Below are 17,209 nucleotides of genomic sequence, written 5' to 3'. Positions count from 1 at the left end.
CGGTCAGCGCAGCGCGGCCAGCCCGCGCCCGAGCCGCCGTACGCCCTCGACGATGTCCTTCGGGGCGGCGGCGTACGACAGCCGCAGATAGCCTTCGCCCGCCGCGCCGAACTCGCTGCCGGGGCGGACGGCGACGCCGAACTCGCGCAGGTGGGCGACGAGTTCGGCGGCGGGGAGGTCGACGTCGTAGGCCGGGAAGGCGTAGAAGGCGCCCTCCGGGGTCGCGGTGCGCAGCCCCTTGATCTCGGACAGCTCGCCCAGCATCAGCGCCCGGCGGGCGCCGTAGGCCTGGCGCATCCGGCGGATGTCGGCGTCGGCGGTGCCGAGCGCGGTCAACGCGGCGCGCTGCACTGCCGAGTTGATGGAGCCGTTGACGGTGGCGTGGACCCGGGCCGCCGCCGCGATGACGTCGCGGGGGCCGGTGAGGTAGCCGAGCCGCCAGCCGGTCATGGCGTAGCTCTTGGAGAAGGTCTGGCAGTAGAGGGTGCGTCCGGCGAGGCCCGGCACCTGGAGCGCGGAGACGAACGGGTCGGCGGTGTGGACGAGTTCGCTGTACGCCTCGTCGGCCAGGACCAGGGTGTCGGTGCCCGCGACCATCGCGGCGAGCGCGGTCAGTTCGTCGGCGGTGTGCACCGCGCCGGTCGGGTTGGAGGGGTTGCAGAAGACGAACAGGGCGGCTCCGCGCAGGGCTTGGGCGAGGGCGTCCGGGTCCCAGTGCAGATCGGCCCGCAGCGGCACGAACACGCACTCCCCGCCCGCCAGTTGGACCAGGTCGGAGTAGAGCGAGTAGGTGGGGTCGGGGAGCACGACCCGGTCGCCGGGGTTCACGACGGCGAGGATCGAGGCGGCGAGGGCCGCGCTGCCGCCGTGGGTGACCAGGACCTGGTCCGGGGTGATGTCGCCGACCCGGCGGGCCAGGGCCGCGCGGAGTTCGGGGTCGCCCTGCGGGTCGGTGTAGTGGGTGTGGCCGTCCTCCAGCGCCTGGGCGGCGGCGATCCGGACCTGGGGCGGGGTGGCGAAGTCCGGCTCGCCCATGGCGAGGGAGATCAGGCCGGCGCGGGAGGCGGGCTGGGCGGTGCGCAGCGAGGTCCGCTCGATGCGCCGGACCGCCTCGGAGGGCTGGAAGGCAGCGGCGGTGACGGTCATTCCAGGCCTCCGAGCACCCGCTTGTTGAACTGGTCCATGTCGGACACCTCGGTGGCGTCGGCCGGGGCGAGGTCGTAGGTGGGCGCGCCGTCCGCGACGGCCGACTCCAGGGCCGCGCGTACCTTGGGGGCCAGGCCGAGCGGTTGGAGGTCCGGACACCAGTCGAGCAGGTCGGCGAGGGCCAGCCAGGCGCCGGTCGGGTTGGAGCGGCGGCTGCCGGTGCGGTGCGGGGCGGTGCCGTGGGCGGGTTCGAACAGGGCGGTGATGCCCTCGCCGAAGCGCCGGTCGGGGTTGACGGTGGCCGAGCCGCACAGGGCGGGCGAGCCGGCGCGGGCGCACACGATGTCGGAGAGGATGTCGCCGAAGATGCCCTCGGTGACGATCACCCCCGGCAGTTCGGGGTACTTGACCAGCTCGTAGGCTGCCCGGTCCACGTTGACGTCGTGGAACGCGGTCCCGCTCTCGTGGGCGGTACGGCGCCACAACCGGGAGGTGGCGAAGACGCTGGCCTTGTCGACGCTGATCGCCTGCCGGTCGGGGCGCCGGGCCGCGTACTCGGCGGCGATGGCGAACACCTCGCGCACCCGGTCCGGTTCGAGGACGACACGGTCCTCGGCGGGCCGGAAGCCGTCGGACTCCTGGCGGCGGTCGGGGCTCGCGTAGGCGCCGCCGGTGATGTTGCGGACGATGACGACGTCCTCGCCGCCCTCGCCGGGTACCCACACCGTACGGACGCTGATCCGCAGGTCGAAGATGTGCCGCAGTTCGATGAGGGCGGCCTCGGGGTTGGGGCACTCGGCGGCGGTGACACCCGGGTGGGCGCCGACCGCGCCGGACAGGACCACGTCGGCCTCGCGGCAGGCGGCGACGGTCTCCGGGGGCAGGATCGAACCGGTGGCCTGCCAGCCGGTGGTGCCGTAGGGGAAGGGGCCGGTCAGGGTGAGGGGGGCGCCGTCGGCCTGGAGGCGACGCAGGTAGGTGAGGGGGCCGTCGAGGATCTCCGAGCCGATTCCGTCACCGGGGAGGAGGGCGATGGTGGTCATGGCAGCAGCAGACTCCGCGTGGTGGTGGTCATGATGGCGGCGGCGGCCCGGGGGCCGACGTGGTGTTCGAGGCGGTGCAGCCAGGGGGTGACGGCGTCGGCGGGCCCGGGGTGGTGGGCGTGGCCGAGGTCGCCGCCGAACGCCAGCAGGGCGGACGGGTAGTTCGCGGTGAGCGTCAGACTGGCGTGCTCGGGGGTGCCCAACAGGTCGGGCAGGATGCCGAGTTCGAGGTGGGCCTCCAGCTCCCGCAGCTCCTTGGCGGCGGTGTCGTTCCAGTGCAGGAACGCCATCTTGGGGTGGTTGACCAGCAACCGCCGTACGCCCCGGCGGCGGGCCTCGGTGAACAGCACCACCGTCTCCTCGGCCGACAGGTGTCCGCTGGCGAGCAGCAGGTCGTGGGTGGCGACGGCGTCGAGGACGTCGTACCACTCGGGGCGCAGGCGGCCGTGTTCGACGACGTCGACCGGGCCGAGTTCGAAGCCCTGGTGGACGGAGAGTTCGGGTGAGGAGGCGCCCGCCTTGTGGGTGCGGGAGGACACCGTCGGCATCCACACCACGCGTCCGCCGAGCCGGGCCGCGACCTCCACGGCGTCCGGATTGGCGCCGCCCACCGGGCTGTTGAGGACGATCCCGCCGTACACGTCGTCCCCGGCGAGGGCGGCGCGCTCGGCGGTGCTGCCCTCGTGCGCCTTCAACACGACGGTACGGAAGCCCTGTCGGCGTTCGGCGGCGACGGTCGCCCGGTCGTCGCCGTGCCGGGGCAGCAGGCTGGGCGCGCCGTGGACGTGCAGGTCGGTCATGTCGAGCGCCCAGTCCGGGCGAGGCAGGGGTGTCACACGAGATCCGTCCACCGGATCACCTCCTGCTCGGCGAGCAGCCTGCGCTGCACCTTGCCGGCCGCCGCGTCCCGGGGGACCCGCGCTATCTGAGCGACCGTCACCGGGCGCATGAACGAGGGGAGTTGGGAGACCGCCTTGACGAGGTCGTCGTAGGGCAGCGGGTCGGCCGCCGCGTAGAGGACGACCTCCTCGTCGACGAGTTCGCCGGGGCGCTTCCACAGGGCGAAGTCGGTGAGGCCGGGGATGCCCGCGAGGTGGTTCTCGACGAACGGGACGGGCACGAACTCGCCCTTGACGCGGATGGATTCGGAGCCGCGCTCCACGAAGACGAGGTCGCCGTCCGCGTCGAGCCGCCCGAAGTCCCCGGTGTCGAACCAGCCTTCGGCGTCGCGGGCGGGGTCCACGCCGTCCGGGGTGAGGTAGCCGCCGAACAGCGCGCCCGGCTCCCGCTCGCGGACCTGGATCAACCCCGCGCGGTCCAGCCGCCATTCGACGTCGGCACGGGCGGGCCCGCCGTGCCGGCTGGCGTCCGGGGGCAGGGTGTCGGTGGCGGACCAGCGCTTGAGGTGGGTGACACCGGCCGCCTCGGTGGAGCCGTAGCCGGACACCGCGGCCGGGACCGAGAAGCGCGCCAGGAACTCGCCGTCGGCGTAGAACATGGTGCGGATCCGGTGCCCGGCCGCGTCCTCGGCGGTGGTCGCCCTTTTGAGGATCTCCACCGGCGGGGCGTGCAGCACGAGCGCGGTGACGCCCTGCTCCACGACGTCCGGCCAGAAGCGGCGCGCGGAGAACCGCTCCACGGTCAGGGCGTCCGCCCCGGCATAGAGGGCGCCGAGCATGCCGTAGCCCATGGGGTTGATGTGGAAGAGCGGGAGGGGGGCCAACACCCGGTCGTCCGGGGTGAGTTCGAGGGCCTCGCTCATGGCGCGGGCCAGCCGCAGGAAGTACACGCCGGTCTGGACGCAGAACTTGGGCAGTCCGGTGGTGCCCGAGGTGTGCATGTACGACACCGTGTCGAAGGCGTCGGCCGCGACCCCGGGCAGGTCGGCCGGGTCGCCGGTGCCCGAGGTGCGGGCGGCGGCGAGGTCGTCCTGACCGAGGACCAGTTTCGGGCCGAGCCGCCCGAGCATCTGGTCCGAAAGGTCCGCCGGATACGTGGGGTTGACCAGGGCGACCGGGACACCGGCCAGCACACAGGCCGTCCACGTCAGCAGATAGTCGGTGGAGGTGGGGGCGACGAGGGCGACCCGGTCGCCGGGGCGGACGCCCGAGTCGAGCAGGCGGCGGGCCCGGCCCGCGGCGAGCGCGAGGGCCTCGTCCAGGCGGAGTTGGTCGTCGACCGTGCCGAGGCGCAGTCCGGGACGGCTCGCCGCCCGGTCGGTCAGCAGCCGTGCGAGGTTGCGCGCCGTCATGCCAGCCCCTCGTGGCCGGGGTCCTTCAGGATGCGGCGGGCTATGTAGTTGCGCAGGATCTCCGAGGAACCCCCGGCCACCTTCAGGACCTTGATGTCGTTGACGATGTCCGTGTACGGGGTGTCGTAGTAGAGGCCGTGTCCGCCGACCAGGCTGTAGGAGGCGTCGCTCGCCTGCTCGGCGGCGCGGATCGCGAGCCGTTTGGCGATCGAGGTGTGCAGGGCGATGTCCTCGCCGCGCTCGTGGGCGAGGGCGGCGTCGTCGCGGGCCAGGGAGGCGGCCTGGAGGTCGCACCAGGCGTCGGCGAACATCCACTGGATGCCCTGGAAGTCGGTCACCACGTTGTCGCCGACCTCGCGGCCGGTGGCGTAGCACAGGCCCAGTTCGAGGGCCCGGCGGCCGAGGCCGATCAGTTCGGAGGCGTTGCCGAGGCGGCTGATGTTGAAGGTGGACAGGAAGGTCTTCAGGCCGCCGCCGACCGGGCCGAGCACCGCGTCCGCCGGGATGCGGACGTTGTCGAGGTGGACGTCGGCGGTGCGGATCAGGCGCAGTCCGATCGGGTCGGTGACCTTGGTGCTGACGCCCGGGAGGGTGGTGTCGACGAGGAAGCTGGTCAGGCCCTCGGGCGCCATCGCGTAGACGAGGGTGAGATCGCTGTCGGCGCCGAGGTTGACGTGGGTCTTGGTGCCGTTGAGGATCCAGTCCGAACCGTCGCGCACGGCCGTGGACTTCATGGCCTTGAAGGACGACCCGGCGTTCTTCTCGCTGATCGACTCGGAGAAGACGACCTCCCCGGTGGCGATCCCGCCGAGCCAGCGCGCCTTCTGCTCGTCGGTGCCCCAGTCGAGGAGCCAGCGCTGCCCCTGGGCGGCGATCTGCCCGGAGACAAGACCGTGCCGGCCGACCTCCTCGCTGATGACGACGTACTCGGGGACCCCGCCGCCGATCCCGCCGTACTCGGTGGGCACCAGCGGGCCGAGGAAGCCGAGCTTGCCGAGTTCGGCGTACAGCTCGCGCGGGAACTCGTTCGCGCGGTTGGCCGCGTCGAGGCGGGCCCGGTGCTCCTCGCCGAAGGCGGCCAGGGTGGCGACGGTGGTGTCGATCCAGGTCCGGCGGCGGGCGTCGGTACGCAGCGTCGGGTACATCAGCTCTCCTTCTGAGGGGTGGTGCTCCAGCGGGTCAACGACCACATCTGGCGGGCGCGTTCGACCTCGACGGCGCGGTCCCAGGCGGCGGTGTCCCAGGCGGTCAGCGCGAGGTCGGCCTTGAGGGCGCGGGCGAGTCCGGGGTCGGCGGCGAGGTGGGCCACCAACTCGGCGGCGGTGGAACGGAGTTCGTCGGCGGGTACGGCGGCCCAGGCGAGCCCGAGCGCGACCGCCTCCGCGCCCCGCACCCGGCGGGCGAAGACGCCCATCGCGGCGGCGGTGGCACCGCCCGCGTGGCGGGCCAGCAGGTGCAGGTGCCCGCCGCCCGGATGGATGCCCACGGCCGCGAACCCCGAGACCAGCAGGGCCCGTTCGGTCACCACCCGCAGGTCGGCGGCGAGCGCCAGGTTGAGTCCGGCGCCGACGGCTCCCCCGTCGACGGCGGCCACGGTCGGCACCCGCAGGGCGGCGAACCGGCGGAACCCGGCGTACAGCACGTCGAGTCCGTCGTAGCCCTCGTCGGCGCGTGCGGTGCGCAGCGAGGTCAGGACGTCGGTGTCGGCGCCGGAGCAGAAGGCCCCGGAGGCGCCGGTCAGGACCACCGCGCCGATCTCCGGGTCGGCGTCGACCCGGTCGCAGGCGGCGATCAGGTCCCGGGAGGCCCGCGCGTCGAGGGCGTTGCGGGTCTCGGGCCCGTCCAGGGTGATCCAGGCGACGCCGTCCTCGGTCTGGACGTCGACGCGGGTGGTCGCGGCCATCAGAACACCATCCCGGTGGACTCGGCGCGCGCGTCGGCGAAGCGTTCCAGGCGCAGGGCGCCGATGTCGACGCTGTGCACCCCGCCCTCGACGATCTCCTCGGCCACCAGTTCCCCGGCGACCGGGGCCTGGATGACGCCGTGGCCGGAGAACCCGCAGGCGTTGACCCAGCCGGGCGCTCCGGCGGCCTCGCCGAGGACGGGGAGGTGGTCGGGAGTGTTCTCGTACGTCCCCGCCCAGCATCCGGTGCGGTCCAGCGGAAGGTCGGCGAGCCACGGGAAGCGGGCCGAGCCGGTCTCCAGGATCTGTTCCATCCAGGGCCAGTCGACGCTGACGTCGTACCCGTCGACCTCGCCCGGCTTGGCCCCGGCGAACAGCAGCCGGTCGCCCTCGCTGCGCAGGTAGACGCCGGTGCCGGTGTCGATGGTCATGGGCAGCGGGTGGTCGAGGGCGCCGGGCGCGGTGGCGTAGACGTTGCGGCGCGAGTGCGCCACGGGCACGTCGAGACCGGCGAGCGCGGCGACCTCGCCGCCCCAGCCGCCGGCCGCGTTGACGACGTAGCGGCAGGTGTGGGTCTCGTCGCCGGCCCGGAGGCGCCAGCCGGTGCCGGTGGGCTCGGCGGCGGTCACCCGGCGCCGGAAGCGGACCTTGGTGCCGAGGGCGCGGGCCATCGTGAGCCAGGCGCCGGCGGCGAGGTGCGGGTCGACGACACCGTCGGCCGGGCCCCAGGTCGCCCCGGCGATGCCGGTGGCGTCGAAGGGGGTGATGGCCTGGGCGGCGGCGGTGTCGAGGACGTCGACGGGGACGCCGTGCTCGCGCTGGAGGTCCACGGCCTTGAGGTGGTCGGCCCAGGCGTGGTCCGGGACGAGCAGCAGATAGCCGGAGGCCCGGTAGCCGACGGCGAGGCCGTGGTTCCGCTCGAAGTCGCGGTAGGTCCGGATGCTGCGCCAGGACAGTTCGATGTTGAGGGCGTCCGCCCACTGGGCGCGGACCGACGCGAAGGACCGGCCGCTGGAGCCTTCGGCGGGGCCCTCGAACGTCTCCAGGACGGTGACGTCCAGCCCTGCGCGGGCGAGGTGGAATGCGCAACTGGCGCCGACGACACCGGCGCCCACGACGACGACGTCGGTGCGGTTGTGCTCGGTCATCAGACCTCCGTCCATCGGGATGCGAGGAACGTACGGCCGGACGGCCGCGGCTCGCTTCGGAGCGGAGCCGGGACTTCGGGCGGGGGTTTCCTACAGGTGTCGAAAACACCACCTCACGGGTGGTGGAACGCGGACCGCGCCCGTGCCGAGGGGGCACGGGCGCGGTGGTGGCCGGGGAGGCGGCGGAGGGTTCAGGCGGTGCGGATCTGGAGGACGACGCCGGCCCCGTCGTAGGCCGTGTCGAAGTAGGTGAAGCCGGTGCCCTCGGGGCGTCGGCCGCGCAGCAGGTTCTCCAGGCCGAGCGCGCCGGCCCGCCGCTCGGAGGCGTCGACGTCGGGCACCCCGAAGCCGAGGTGGAAGACGCCCTCGCCGTGGGTCTCCAGGAAGTCGCGTTGCGGGCTGCGGCCCGCGCCGGGGCGGCAGAGCTGGAGCTGGACGTTGTCGAGGACGGCGTACTTGTAGGTGAGGTCGAAGAACGCGTCCGGGTCGGGGACCTGGAGGTCGTCCTTGAAGGCGGCCAGCGACGGGAAGTCCTGCCAGGGGCCGATGCCGAGGGACTCGTAGTAGGCGACGGACCTGTCGAGGTCGTGGACGACCACGCAGAGGTGGTGCAGGGAGCGGAACAGCGGGGTGTCAGTCATCGGAGAGGCTCCTGTGCGCGTGGCGGTGTCCGTCGGACGGGTTCCACTGGAAGCCGGTGCGGGCCACGACCCCGGGCTTCAGGCGCTGGTCGGGGCCGTAGTCGGCGGCCGGGTGGAAGTACAGGGGCGGGGTGTCGTCGAGGTTCAGCAGGCGCTTGGCGTAGTCGTCGAGGCAGGTCTGCCGCTCCGCGTCGGAGAGCCGGCCCGGCATCCAGGCGGCGAACGGCGGCAGGACGTCGAAGCCGAGGTAGCGGAAGATCCCGTTGTGGACGGGCCACAGGATGTGGCGGAGTTCGCCGTCGATACCGTCCGGCTCGTAGAGGCTGCCGGCGGTGCCGGTGGTCGTGCAGACCATGGCGCGGCGGCCCTTGAGCATCCCGGTGTCGTACTTGCGTCCGGCCTGGTAGGCGAAGCCTCGGGCCATGGTGCGGTCGACCCAGCCCTTGAGGACGGCGGGCATGCCGAACCACCACATCGGGAACTGGAAGATCAGCAGATCGCACCAGGCGACCTTCTCCTGTTCGGCCCGGATGTCGGCCGGGGTCAGGTCCTGCCCGGAGACGCGCTCCTGCTCCTTGGACACGTCGAGGAAGCCGGCGTCGAGCCGCTCCCCCGGGACGTCGGCGGCGTCGAGGGCGGCCTTCCAGCCGAGCCGGTAGAGGTCGCTCACCACCACCTCGTGCCCGGCGCGGGCGAGGGTCTCGACGGCGGTGTCCTTCAACGCGCCGTTGAACGACCGGGGTTCGGGGTGGGCGAAGACGATCAGAACGTTCACGTGTGGCATCTCCACGGGCGGCGGGCTCGGGAAGGCCAGTGTGTGCCGCCGACCCCGGTGGCGTCAATGGATAGGCCATTTACGCCACCGGGGTCGGCGGGACGGAAGGGACAGGTCGGAGAGCCGACCGTGGACGCGTCCCGCCCTACACGCTGTAAGGTGACGCCCATGGCTGGCACAGACCCGCGGGCCCGGGCGGAACGGCGCAGCGCCGGTGAGCTGGAGAGCGAGGTGCTCGCCGCACTCTGGGCGACCGACCGCCCCCTGACACCGGCCGAGATCCAGGGCGAGATCGACGGACCACTCGCCTACAACACCGTGCACACCATCCTCAAGCGCCTCTACGACAAGGGACTCGTGCTGCGGGACGCGGACGGGCGGCGCGGGGCCTACCGGCCGGCCAAGAACGCGGCCGAGCTGACCGCCGAGGCGATGCACGAGGCGCTGGACCGGGGCCCGGATCCGATCGCCGCGCTCCAGCAGTTCGTGAGCGGTCTGCGGCCGGAGGAGGAGAAGGCGCTGCGCGACCTGCTGGCCGGGGGCGCGGCATGAGGTTCGACGTCTACACGCCGTTGCCGCTGTCGCTGCTGCTCGCCGTGATCAGTCCGGTGATCGGCAGCCGGCTGGCTCCGGCGCCGGCCGCCCGCGTGCTGACCGCCGCCGCCGTGGTGACCGCGGCGGCCAGTTGCTGGTCTCTGTTCCTGCTGGCGGCGACCCTCGTCGGTGACGCCCCGCCGGTCGTCGCCGAGGCCCGGCAGGACGGGCACCGGCTGGCCGAACCGGTGCCCGAGGTCATCGGGATCGCGGCCGGTGTCACCCTCGCCGTACTCCTCGTCTCCGCCTACGGCGCCCTCAGCGCCGACCGCCGTACGCGACGGGCGCTGCGGCGGCTGTGCGAGGGGCATCCGGCGGACACCGAGCTGATCGTCGCCGACTCCCCCGCGCCGCAGGCGTTCGCCATCCCCGGCACGCCCGGCACACCCGGCCGGATCCTGGTCACCGCAGGCATGCTGAGCGCCCTCGAACCGGCCGAACGCCGGGTCCTGCTCGCCCATGAACGCGCCCATCTCGCCCACCGGCACGCCCTGTTGGTGACCGCGACGACGCTCGCCGCCGCGGCCAACCCACTGCTGCGACCCGTGCGGGGCACGGTCGCGTTCCTGGTGGAACGGTGGGCCGACGAACGGGCGGCGGACGCGGTCGGCGACCGCGTGACCACCGCCCGCGCCCTGGCCCGCGCCGCCCTGAGCGTCGAACACCCGCGCCCCGCCTGCGCGTTGGGCTTCACCGACCGTGCCGTCACCCGGCGGATCGCGGCCCTTCAGACGAGCCCGCCCCCACGCCTGTGGCCCCTGACCGCCGCCGTCCTCGCCCTGGGCGCGCTGCCCGCGCTCGGCGCGGCCGACGCGACGGACGACCTGTTCCGGATGCTGGCGGGAGTGCTGGCGTAAGGCAGCCTGCACCCCTGTCCGCTACCCGCTTCGGCCGTGAAGTCGGCCTGGGCGGACGGCGGTTGGCGGTCGCTCCGGTGGTCGTCAGCGGCCTCGCGGCTTGCCGCGCTTGGTGCCCTTGGCGCCGCCGGAGGAGCCGCGCGGGTTCTTGCCCGTCGAGCCGGACTTGCCGGTCGCCTTTCCGGCGGTCGGCTTGCGGCGCGCCGGGGTTTCGGCGGTGCGCCTGCCCTTCGTCTTCGGCTGGGCCGGCGGCGGGGTGCGGCCCCGGGTGCTGTTGACCGTGCGGCCCCGGACGATGCCGATGAAGTCCTCGACGAGATCGGTGGTCGCGTCCTCGGGCCAGGAGAGGGCGACGTCCGACTGGGGGGCGTCCAGGACGGTCCGGTAGGTGAGGTCCTTGCGGTGGTGCAGCCGGGCCAGGGACTGGGGGACGTAGAGGACTCCGATGCCCGACGCCACGTGGTCGATCGCGTCCTCGGTGGTCGCGGGACGCTCGAACGCGGGCTCGCCGGGCGGCTGTTGCCAGCCGAGGACGTCGTCGAGGGGGTGGAGGACCACCTCGTCGGCGAGTTCGTCGAGGGAGACCTCTTCGGCCGCCGTCACCACGTGGTCCTTGGGCGCGACGACCACGGTCGCCTCGGTGTAGAGGGGGATCGCGCTGAGGACCGTACGGTCGACCGGCAGCCGTACGAGTCCGGCGTCGGCGTCGCCGCGCCGGAGCGCGTCGGACGCGTCGGCGGCCGGAATCGGCACGAGGACGAGGGGGACGTCGGGCCGGCGCTCGTTCCAGATCCGCACCCACTTGGCGGGCGTCACCCCGGGGACGTACGCGAGCCGGAACGTGGGGGATGCTTCCGAGCCTGTCACCCCGCAAGGTTACCCGCCGTGGTCGGAGGCCTCTCACCCGGTCGATACTCTTGACGGTATGAGTTCGCACCAGACCACCCAGACGATGAAGCCCGCCACGGCGGCGAAGAAGCTGGGTGTGTACCTAGAGGCCACGCCCGCCGAGTTCCAGGAGGGTGACGTCTCGCGCACCGAGCTGAACGAGTTGCAGACGAACCCGCCCCAGTGGCTGCGGGAGCTGCGCGCCAACGGTCCGCACCCGCGCCCGGTCGTCGCGGCCAGGCTCGGCGTCTCCATCGCCGGTCTCGCCCGTGGCGGGGTCACCGAGCCCCTCACCACCGAGCAGATCGAGGCGCTGCGGGCGGAAGGCCCGGAGTGGCTGGCGAAGGAACGCGCCACCCAGGCCGAGGTCCGCAAGGAGGCCGAGCGGATCAAGAACAAGAAGGAGCCCACCACCAAGGGCTGAGGGCCTGGGGCGCGGGGCCCGGGCCGACGTCAGTCCGGTCGGCGCAGGCCCGCGATGAAGACGTCGACCAGGCGGAGCGCGTCGTAGCGGTCGTCGTCCTCCGCGCCGGCGCACAGGTTGCCGACGCCGCGCATGAGTTCGTAGGCGGTCAGGTCGGACCGGACCTCACCGGCCGCGGTCGCCGCGTCGAACAGTTCGGCGCACACGGGCAGCAGGCGGTCGAGGAAGTAGGCGTGCAGCGTCTCGAAACCGGCGGTGTCGGAGCGCAGCACCGTGGCGAGCCCGTGCTTGGTGACGAGGAAGTCCACGAAGAGGCCGATCCACTCCCGCAGGGCCGCGTACGGGCTGGCGCTGCCCGCCAGCAGCGTCGGACCGGCTTCGGCGCACGCCTCGACCTGGTGGCGGTACACGGCGATGACGAGATCCGCGCGGGCCGGGAAGTGGCGGTAGATCGTGCCGAGTCCGACGCCGGCCTCGCGGGCGATGTCCCGCACCGGCGCGTCGACGCCGGACGCGACGAAGACCTTGGCCGCCGCGTCGAGCAGGGCCTCCTGGTTGCGCCGGGCGTCCGCCCGCTTGGACCGCGGCGCGCCTGCCGCGTCCGCACCGTTCTCACTCACCGCGCAGTTCCTCCACCCGAAGGCCCGTCGAACCGGACTTGCCGAACGGAACCCTGTTCCGTATCGTTTCGGAACGAGGTTCCGCTTGCTCATGATGCCAGAGCCCGCGCCCGGCGGCCAAGCCACCCGCTCGCGTCAGTCGTGCGGGAACGAATGGTGCTCGTGCGCCACCCGCCAGCGGCCGTGCTCCTTGCGCAGGCCGAAGGTGAGCCGCAGCCGCAGGGTGGGGGCTTCGGCCAGCTCCTCCGGGGTGCCGCAGCGGAGCAGGGCGTGGGCGTAGGCGACGTCCGTACCGGCCGTGATGTCGAGGGTGTCGATGTCGAAACGGGCGCCCTGCGCCTGCCACTCGAAGAACGGCGGCCAGCTGGCGCGGTAGGCGGCGAGACCGCGCAGGCCGGCGTGCGGCGGCGGGACGTCGTACATGACGAGGTCGTCCGTGTGGTCCGCCAGTACGCCGCCGAGGTCGCCGCGGTGGACAGCCTCGGCCCAGTCGGTGATCAGGGCGCGGATCTGTGTCGCGTCGTCGGGCATGGACGGCTCCTGTTCCTGTCCCCCACTCCATGGTCTCTCTTCGCACGGCTCCCCGATCTTCGGCACATCATCGCCCCGGCCCGGCGACCGAGACGGATGGCACACTCTCCCTGTGCCGCTGACCTTCGACGACCTCCTCACCCGTGCCACCGCGCTCACCCGCCCCGGCCGACGTGCCGTCCTCGGCATCACCGGCAGCCCGGGCGCCGGCAAGACCACCCTCGCCGAGCGTCTGGTGCGGGAGCTCAACGGCACCGGGGAGCCCTGGGCCGCGCACGTCCCCATGGACGGCTTCCACCTCGCCGACGTCGAGCTGGACCGGCTCGGCCGCCGCGCGCGCAAGGGCGCGCCCGACACCTTCGACGCGGCCGGGTACGCGGCGCTGCTGCGGAGGGTCCGCGAGGACACCGACGAGATCGTGTACGCGCCGGGCTTCGAACGGGTCCTGGAGCAGCCGATCGCCGGTGCCGTCCCCGTGCCGCCCTCGGCCCGGCTGGTGGTGACCGAGGGCAACTACCTGCTGCTGGAGGCGGGTTCATGGGCGCGGGTGCGGCCGTGTCTGGACGAGGTGTGGTTCTGCGAGGCCGACGAGGACGAACGTGTACGCCGACTCGTCGCCCGGCACGAGGAGTTCGGCAAGGACCACGGGACCGCCGTGGCCTGGGTGCTGGGCACGGACCAGCGCAACGCCGACCTGGTCGCGACGACGCGCGGCCGGGCGGATCTGGTGATCCCCCCGGCCGCGCTGCCCTCGCCGTAGGGCCTGCCCCGCAGTTGCGGGCTCAGGCGTGGAGCGTGAGCTCCGGCTCGCCGTGTTCGTCGCCCGCCGAGTCGCCGATCACCGCGGTGAACGCCTCGGTGCGGACGGTCAGTTCACCGTTTCGGCCGCGCGTGAACTCGGCGGTGAGCGGCTCGGCCCCGGGGCCGTAGCGGACGACGAACACGTTCAGGTCCGCCGGCGCGCCCGGTGCCGGGTCGGCCTCCAGGGCCGTGGAGGTGACCAGGTGGCTCCAGCCCTCGTCGGGGTTGCCGTAGCCGCGCGGGTCGGCGGCGAGGGCGAACGCCGCCTCCTGCTGGGAGAGTTCGGAGCGGGCGTCGAAGTGGTCGGCGCCCTCTCCGGTGGGGTGGGTGAGGCGCAGGGCGCCCGCGGAGCTGACGTCGCCCTCGGCCGTCCGGCGCACCCGGTCGCCGTCGTCCGCCGCGTAGGGCAGTCCGGCGAGCAAGTACGGTGCCCCGTCGAGCCGTTCGACGGCGACCGTCGTCCACAGCCGGGTGCCGTCCGTGACGTACAGGGAGCGGACATGGCGCAGGACGTGGTCGCGGCCCACGACCGGCTTGGTGACCAGCTTGGCGGTGAGGCCGTCGGCGCGGAGGTCGCGGACCCGTACCTCGCCCATCGGGCGGCACAGCAGGAAGCCGTCGAGCACCGGGCCGAAGCCGTGCTGCCGGTTCACGGCCGCGGGCAGGTAGTACGTGCCGTCGGCCTCGACCACGGCCGGGGTCATCTTCGTGTCGAAGGCCACCGACACGCCACCGGCGCGGAGTTGATGGCGGACCGCCGCCGTGGACGGGGTGCGGTGCCAGGGCGTGGTGTCCTGGATCTGCCAGACCAGCATCCACGCGAAGTGGCCGTCCACTCCCCCGTCCGGCTTGACGGCGTGCCGTGCCCAGCGGCTGTCGCCCCGGTAGCGGCCGATGTCGGCGCCGATACGGCTGCCGAAGTAGCGCAGCCCGAGGACCGATTCGAAGGCGGAGTGCTGCTCGCTGTAGCGCGGACCGCCGTTGTCGAAGCCGCCGCCGGTGAGGCGGGCGTCGATGTAGCGGGCCAGTGCCTCTCCGTCCTCGGCGAAGACGTCCTCGCCGCTGACGATGTGGGCGCGGGCGAGGAAGGAGAGGGAGATCGGGCCGTAGTTGTTGTCGTACGCCCCGCCGTGCTCGGGCGGGAGCAGCGCGCCGCGGTCGCTCACGCGGTGGGCGCGGATCTCCCGCGCGTACACGGTGAGCGCGCGTTCGCGCACCGACTCGCCCTGCGCAAAGGGGAGATGGCGGGCCAGCGCCAGACCGCCGACGACGCATCCGATGGCCTGGTTGCCGGCCTCCTGCGGGTTGAAGAAGGTCGCCTCGGTGAGCCAGCGCCAGTAGCCGTGCGCCAACTCGACCAGGGCGGCGCGCTGTTCGTCGTCGACGAGACCGTCCGCCGTGTCGAGGATGTTGACCGCCTGGAGCAGCGCCCACACCGTGCTCGGCCAGTCGCCGATGGGGTGCGCGCCCGCCTCCAGGACGTAACGGGCGTAGGGGAGGCCGGAGTTGCGGACCCGCAGGTTCGGGTAGCCGGGGTTGTCCTCGGTGTAGACGCGCTCGCGGAGGAAGAAGGCGAGACTGTGCCGCACCGCCTCGGGCAGCCGTGGGTCCTTGCCGCGCTGCCAGGCGAGGACCAGCAGGGACGTGATGCCGAGCGAGGTGTCCCCGATGTCGTCGTCGCAGTCGGGGTGTTCGAGGTTGCCCTCCGGGGTGATGCGCCGCAGGGCCTGCTCGACGACGTCGGCGAGGACCGCGTCGTAGGCCTCGGGGGTGTCGGGGAGGTCGTGCAGCGGGCCGCGCTGGTGGAGGAGGTGCACGGGTGGATCAGCCCTTCATGCCGGAGGTGGCCGTGGCGTGGGTCGTCGGGGTCAGAAGGCGGGTGCGGGGCGGCCGGCGCGCAGCGCGACGGTCAGGGTGGTGGGGCCCGGTGCGCCGAGGTAGACACGGTTCCCAGTCGTCGCGTCGGTGCCGCCCACCAAGGTGTAGTCCTGGCCCGGGTCGTACCGTAGTACGTCAGTCCGGTCCGACCCGACGAGCGGTTCGCCGGTCTCGACGCGAGCCTCGACACTGATCTCGTCGTCACCGACGCGGTAGGTCAACGGCTCGGTCGTCAGGCACCAACTACCGTCGTCGAGCGGTACGGCGCCCTGCGGCTCGCCGCCCGGCCGAAAGGTCAGTTCGAGGGCCCAGGGCACCGCTGGGCCACTCATGTCGATCCGCAGTTCGGCCCCGTCCTCCCAGAGGTCGACCTCGACTCGGGTCGTGTGGGAGACCTGGTCCTGAGGGCGGTCGGGGAAGGCCATCGCCGCGGAAAAGCGGCCATCGTCCACCAGACGGTAGGCGCCGTCGTCGCGTCTTCGGTCCTTCGGGAGCGTTTGGTAGTAGGCGGTTGTGAGGGTTCCGGTGAGCCGGTACCGGTTGTCGGCGAGCTGTTCCATGTCGGCGGCACGGAACGGGCCCAGGTCGAAGAACCCCCGTGAGAGGCGGACCGCGTCGAGGACGGCGGCGCCGGCGAACAGGCGCAGGAAGGTGGGGTTGCAGGCGAGGCCCGAGCGGATACGCCGGTGCTCTGGCACGTCCGAACCGCCGTACACCACGGTGTGCGCGCTGGCCGAGACGTGGGCGGCAAGGCGTGCGGTAGGGAGGTATCGGTGGCGCGGGAGTGTCTCCGCGTCCGGGATCGGCAGGACGCTGCACAGATCCGGGGTGAGACGGGTCTGGGCGAGCAGGTCGGGGTCGTCGATACCGTCGGCGGCCGCAAGGCCGGCCGCGCGGGCCAAGTCGCCCCGGCCGGTGCGGATCGCGAGCAGCCGGTATTGCGCCAGGTAGGGCCACAGGGGGAACGAAAGCTTCTGGTCCTGGCGTCGCGAGTGGACGGTCTCGACGGTGCCGTCCGGTCTGATGAGGTCCAGGGTCGCGGTGAGGTTGCGCTCGACGGCGTCGCTCAGGTCACCACGGTCGAGGACGTCGGCCAACAACAGCAGCGACGGGTTGGTCACGAGGGACGCGTAGACCGCGCTGCGCTCCGAGTACAGGCCCTCCGCGTCGATGTCGACGCCCTCGGCGAGCCACTGCCCGGCGCGGTCGAGGAGCCGGTCGTCCGGGAAGGAGCGGTGCAGCCGGGCCAGGGCCGCGCTCAGTTCCCAGCGGTGGTTCGGGGTGTGCACCCCGCCGGTCAGGAGGCTTTCGGACGCCGCGGCGGCGATCTCGGCGAGGGCGTCGGCGACACCGCGCAGTTCCGGGCCTCCGTCCGCGGCGATGACGTACGCGTCGCACACGTCGTTGACGGTGAACGCGGAGTCCGGCGGGGACTGCACGTTGTCGCCGCCCGCGAAGAGGCCGGTGGCGGTCTGCGCGGTGCGCAGGGCGCCGAGGTGGGCCAGCGCGGCGGCCACGGCGTACCCGCTGCCGTGCAGGGCCGAGTCCAGGGAGCGGTGCGCGGCGACCAGCGTCTTCACCCGGCGGGCCAGGGCCCGGTGGGTGACACCGGCGAGCTGCCCGTCCGGGTCGGCCGCCAGCGGGGCGGCCGACCGGTCGGCGGCACCGGCCACCGCGCGGACGAACTCGTGGTCGAGCGGGGTGGACAA

At 73.2% G+C, this 17,209-nt stretch carries 18 protein-coding genes; 4 read left to right on the top strand and 14 right to left on the bottom strand.

Annotation, left to right across the window (positions count from 1 at the left end):
• Window positions 1–3 precede the first annotated feature (3 nt).
• From ACIQPR_RS24105 to ACIQPR_RS24065, 9 genes are all read right to left on the bottom strand, one after another.
• Window positions 4–1,146 carry a pyridoxal phosphate-dependent aminotransferase gene (locus tag ACIQPR_RS24105; protein ID WP_403651604.1) on the bottom strand — a complete coding sequence of 381 codons (1,143 nt, stop codon included), beginning with the start codon at window positions 1,144–1,146 and terminating at the stop codon, window positions 4–6.
• On the bottom strand, window positions 1,143–2,189 hold the full coding sequence (locus ACIQPR_RS24100) for an isocitrate/isopropylmalate family dehydrogenase (protein ID WP_403651602.1): 1,047 nt from the start codon (window positions 2,187–2,189) through the stop codon (window positions 1,143–1,145). The genes ACIQPR_RS24105 and ACIQPR_RS24100 overlap by 4 nt, the downstream gene beginning before the upstream one ends.
• Entirely contained in the window at window positions 2,186–3,025 is an 840-nt protein-coding gene (locus ACIQPR_RS24095) for a DUF6282 family protein (RefSeq protein ID WP_403651600.1), read from the bottom strand. The genes ACIQPR_RS24100 and ACIQPR_RS24095 overlap by 4 nt, the downstream gene beginning before the upstream one ends.
• Complete coding sequence (locus ACIQPR_RS24090; protein ID WP_403651598.1) at window positions 3,022–4,440, bottom strand: AMP-binding protein; 1,419 nt, start codon at window positions 4,438–4,440, stop codon at window positions 3,022–3,024. Before ACIQPR_RS24090 ends, ACIQPR_RS24095 begins: the two co-directional genes overlap by 4 nt.
• Window positions 4,437–5,585 (bottom strand): acyl-CoA dehydrogenase family protein, encoded by a 1,149-nt coding sequence (locus tag ACIQPR_RS24085; RefSeq protein WP_403651596.1) that lies wholly within the window; start codon window positions 5,583–5,585, stop codon window positions 4,437–4,439. Before ACIQPR_RS24085 ends, ACIQPR_RS24090 begins: the two co-directional genes overlap by 4 nt.
• Window positions 5,585–6,343 carry an enoyl-CoA hydratase/isomerase family protein gene (locus ACIQPR_RS24080; protein ID WP_403651594.1) on the bottom strand — a complete coding sequence of 253 codons (759 nt, stop codon included), beginning with the start codon at window positions 6,341–6,343 and terminating at the stop codon, window positions 5,585–5,587. The genes ACIQPR_RS24085 and ACIQPR_RS24080 overlap by 1 nt, the downstream gene beginning before the upstream one ends.
• Window positions 6,343–7,491 carry an NAD(P)/FAD-dependent oxidoreductase gene (locus tag ACIQPR_RS24075; protein ID WP_403651592.1) on the bottom strand — a complete coding sequence of 383 codons (1,149 nt, stop codon included), beginning with the start codon at window positions 7,489–7,491 and terminating at the stop codon, window positions 6,343–6,345. Before ACIQPR_RS24075 ends, ACIQPR_RS24080 begins: the two co-directional genes overlap by 1 nt.
• Before the next feature lie 191 nt (window positions 7,492–7,682).
• Window positions 7,683–8,132 carry a VOC family protein gene (locus ACIQPR_RS24070; RefSeq protein ID WP_403651590.1) on the bottom strand — a complete coding sequence of 150 codons (450 nt, stop codon included), beginning with the start codon at window positions 8,130–8,132 and terminating at the stop codon, window positions 7,683–7,685.
• Window positions 8,125–8,907, bottom strand: a complete 783-nt coding sequence (locus ACIQPR_RS24065; protein WP_403651588.1) for an NAD(P)H-dependent oxidoreductase — start codon at window positions 8,905–8,907, stop codon at window positions 8,125–8,127. Before ACIQPR_RS24065 ends, ACIQPR_RS24070 begins: the two co-directional genes overlap by 8 nt.
• A 168-nt stretch (window positions 8,908–9,075) precedes the next feature.
• Between ACIQPR_RS24065 and ACIQPR_RS24060 the strand changes: the two genes are divergently transcribed.
• Window positions 9,076–9,459, top strand: coding sequence for a BlaI/MecI/CopY family transcriptional regulator (locus tag ACIQPR_RS24060; protein ID WP_403651587.1), 384 nt, complete (start codon window positions 9,076–9,078; stop codon window positions 9,457–9,459).
• Window positions 9,456–10,358 (top strand): M48 family metalloprotease, encoded by a 903-nt coding sequence (locus tag ACIQPR_RS24055; RefSeq protein ID WP_403651585.1) that lies wholly within the window; start codon window positions 9,456–9,458, stop codon window positions 10,356–10,358. Before ACIQPR_RS24060 ends, ACIQPR_RS24055 begins: the two co-directional genes overlap by 4 nt.
• 84 nt (window positions 10,359–10,442) lie before the next feature.
• On the opposite strand, the gene ACIQPR_RS24050 is transcribed toward ACIQPR_RS24055, so the two are convergent.
• Window positions 10,443–11,225, bottom strand: coding sequence for a LysR family substrate-binding domain-containing protein (locus tag ACIQPR_RS24050; protein WP_403651583.1), 783 nt, complete (start codon window positions 11,223–11,225; stop codon window positions 10,443–10,445).
• A gap of 58 nt (window positions 11,226–11,283) precedes the next feature.
• Here ACIQPR_RS24050 and ACIQPR_RS24045 point away from each other — a divergent pair, with 58 nt between their 5' ends.
• Complete coding sequence (locus ACIQPR_RS24045; protein ID WP_403651581.1) at window positions 11,284–11,670, top strand: DUF5997 family protein; 387 nt, start codon at window positions 11,284–11,286, stop codon at window positions 11,668–11,670.
• 29 nt (window positions 11,671–11,699) lie between these two features.
• Here the strand turns inward: ACIQPR_RS24045 and ACIQPR_RS24040 are convergent, their stop codons facing one another.
• Complete coding sequence (locus ACIQPR_RS24040) at window positions 11,700–12,290, bottom strand: TetR/AcrR family transcriptional regulator (RefSeq protein ID WP_403651580.1); 591 nt, start codon at window positions 12,288–12,290, stop codon at window positions 11,700–11,702.
• 135 nt (window positions 12,291–12,425) lie between these two features.
• Window positions 12,426–12,821: a YybH family protein gene (locus tag ACIQPR_RS24035; RefSeq protein WP_403651578.1), complete on the bottom strand. Its 396-nt coding sequence runs from the start codon at window positions 12,819–12,821 to the stop codon at window positions 12,426–12,428.
• Window positions 12,822–12,933: 112 nt separating this feature from the next.
• On the opposite strand from ACIQPR_RS24035, the gene ACIQPR_RS24030 reads away from it, so the two are divergent.
• Window positions 12,934–13,581: a nucleoside/nucleotide kinase family protein gene (locus tag ACIQPR_RS24030; RefSeq protein ID WP_403651576.1), complete on the top strand. Its 648-nt coding sequence runs from the start codon at window positions 12,934–12,936 to the stop codon at window positions 13,579–13,581.
• A gap of 22 nt (window positions 13,582–13,603) precedes the next feature.
• On the opposite strand, the gene ACIQPR_RS24025 is transcribed toward ACIQPR_RS24030, so the two are convergent.
• Window positions 13,604–15,439, bottom strand: a complete 1,836-nt coding sequence (locus ACIQPR_RS24025) for a hypothetical protein (protein ID WP_403651574.1) — start codon at window positions 15,437–15,439, stop codon at window positions 13,604–13,606.
• 51 nt (window positions 15,440–15,490) lie between these two features.
• Window positions 15,491–17,209 (bottom strand): hypothetical protein, encoded by a 1,719-nt coding sequence (locus ACIQPR_RS24020; protein WP_403651572.1) that lies wholly within the window; start codon window positions 17,207–17,209, stop codon window positions 15,491–15,493.

Origin of the sequence: Streptomyces sp. NPDC091280, from assembly GCF_044768565.1 — a bacterium.
Taxonomy (GTDB): Bacteria; Actinomycetota; Actinomycetes; order Streptomycetales; family Streptomycetaceae; genus Streptomyces.
The sequence above is the reverse complement of the archived record's forward strand: the minus strand, read 5'-3'. Positions and strand labels throughout refer to the sequence as shown.

What these genes read in the sequence shown, in the direction of transcription:
- ACIQPR_RS24080 (WP_403651594.1), bottom strand. Translation starts at nt 6,343, where the DNA reads ATGGCCGCGACCACCCGCGTCGACGTCCAGACCGAGGACGGCGTCGCC.
- ACIQPR_RS24105 (WP_403651604.1), bottom strand. Translation starts at nt 1,146, where the DNA reads ATGACCGTCACCGCCGCTGCCTTCCAGCCCTCCGAGGCGGTCCGGCGC.
- ACIQPR_RS24060 (WP_403651587.1), top strand. Translation starts at nt 9,076, where the DNA reads ATGGCTGGCACAGACCCGCGGGCCCGGGCGGAACGGCGCAGCGCCGGT.
- ACIQPR_RS24090 (WP_403651598.1), bottom strand. Translation starts at nt 4,440, where the DNA reads ATGACGGCGCGCAACCTCGCACGGCTGCTGACCGACCGGGCGGCGAGC.
- ACIQPR_RS24070 (WP_403651590.1), bottom strand. Translation starts at nt 8,132, where the DNA reads ATGACTGACACCCCGCTGTTCCGCTCCCTGCACCACCTCTGCGTGGTC.
- ACIQPR_RS24045 (WP_403651581.1), top strand. Translation starts at nt 11,284, where the DNA reads ATGAGTTCGCACCAGACCACCCAGACGATGAAGCCCGCCACGGCGGCG.
- ACIQPR_RS24035 (WP_403651578.1), bottom strand. Translation starts at nt 12,821, where the DNA reads ATGCCCGACGACGCGACACAGATCCGCGCCCTGATCACCGACTGGGCC.
- ACIQPR_RS24055 (WP_403651585.1), top strand. Translation starts at nt 9,456, where the DNA reads ATGAGGTTCGACGTCTACACGCCGTTGCCGCTGTCGCTGCTGCTCGCC.
- ACIQPR_RS24085 (WP_403651596.1), bottom strand. Translation starts at nt 5,585, where the DNA reads ATGTACCCGACGCTGCGTACCGACGCCCGCCGCCGGACCTGGATCGAC.
- ACIQPR_RS24075 (WP_403651592.1), bottom strand. Translation starts at nt 7,491, where the DNA reads ATGACCGAGCACAACCGCACCGACGTCGTCGTCGTGGGCGCCGGTGTC.
- ACIQPR_RS24100 (WP_403651602.1), bottom strand. Translation starts at nt 2,189, where the DNA reads ATGACCACCATCGCCCTCCTCCCCGGTGACGGAATCGGCTCGGAGATC.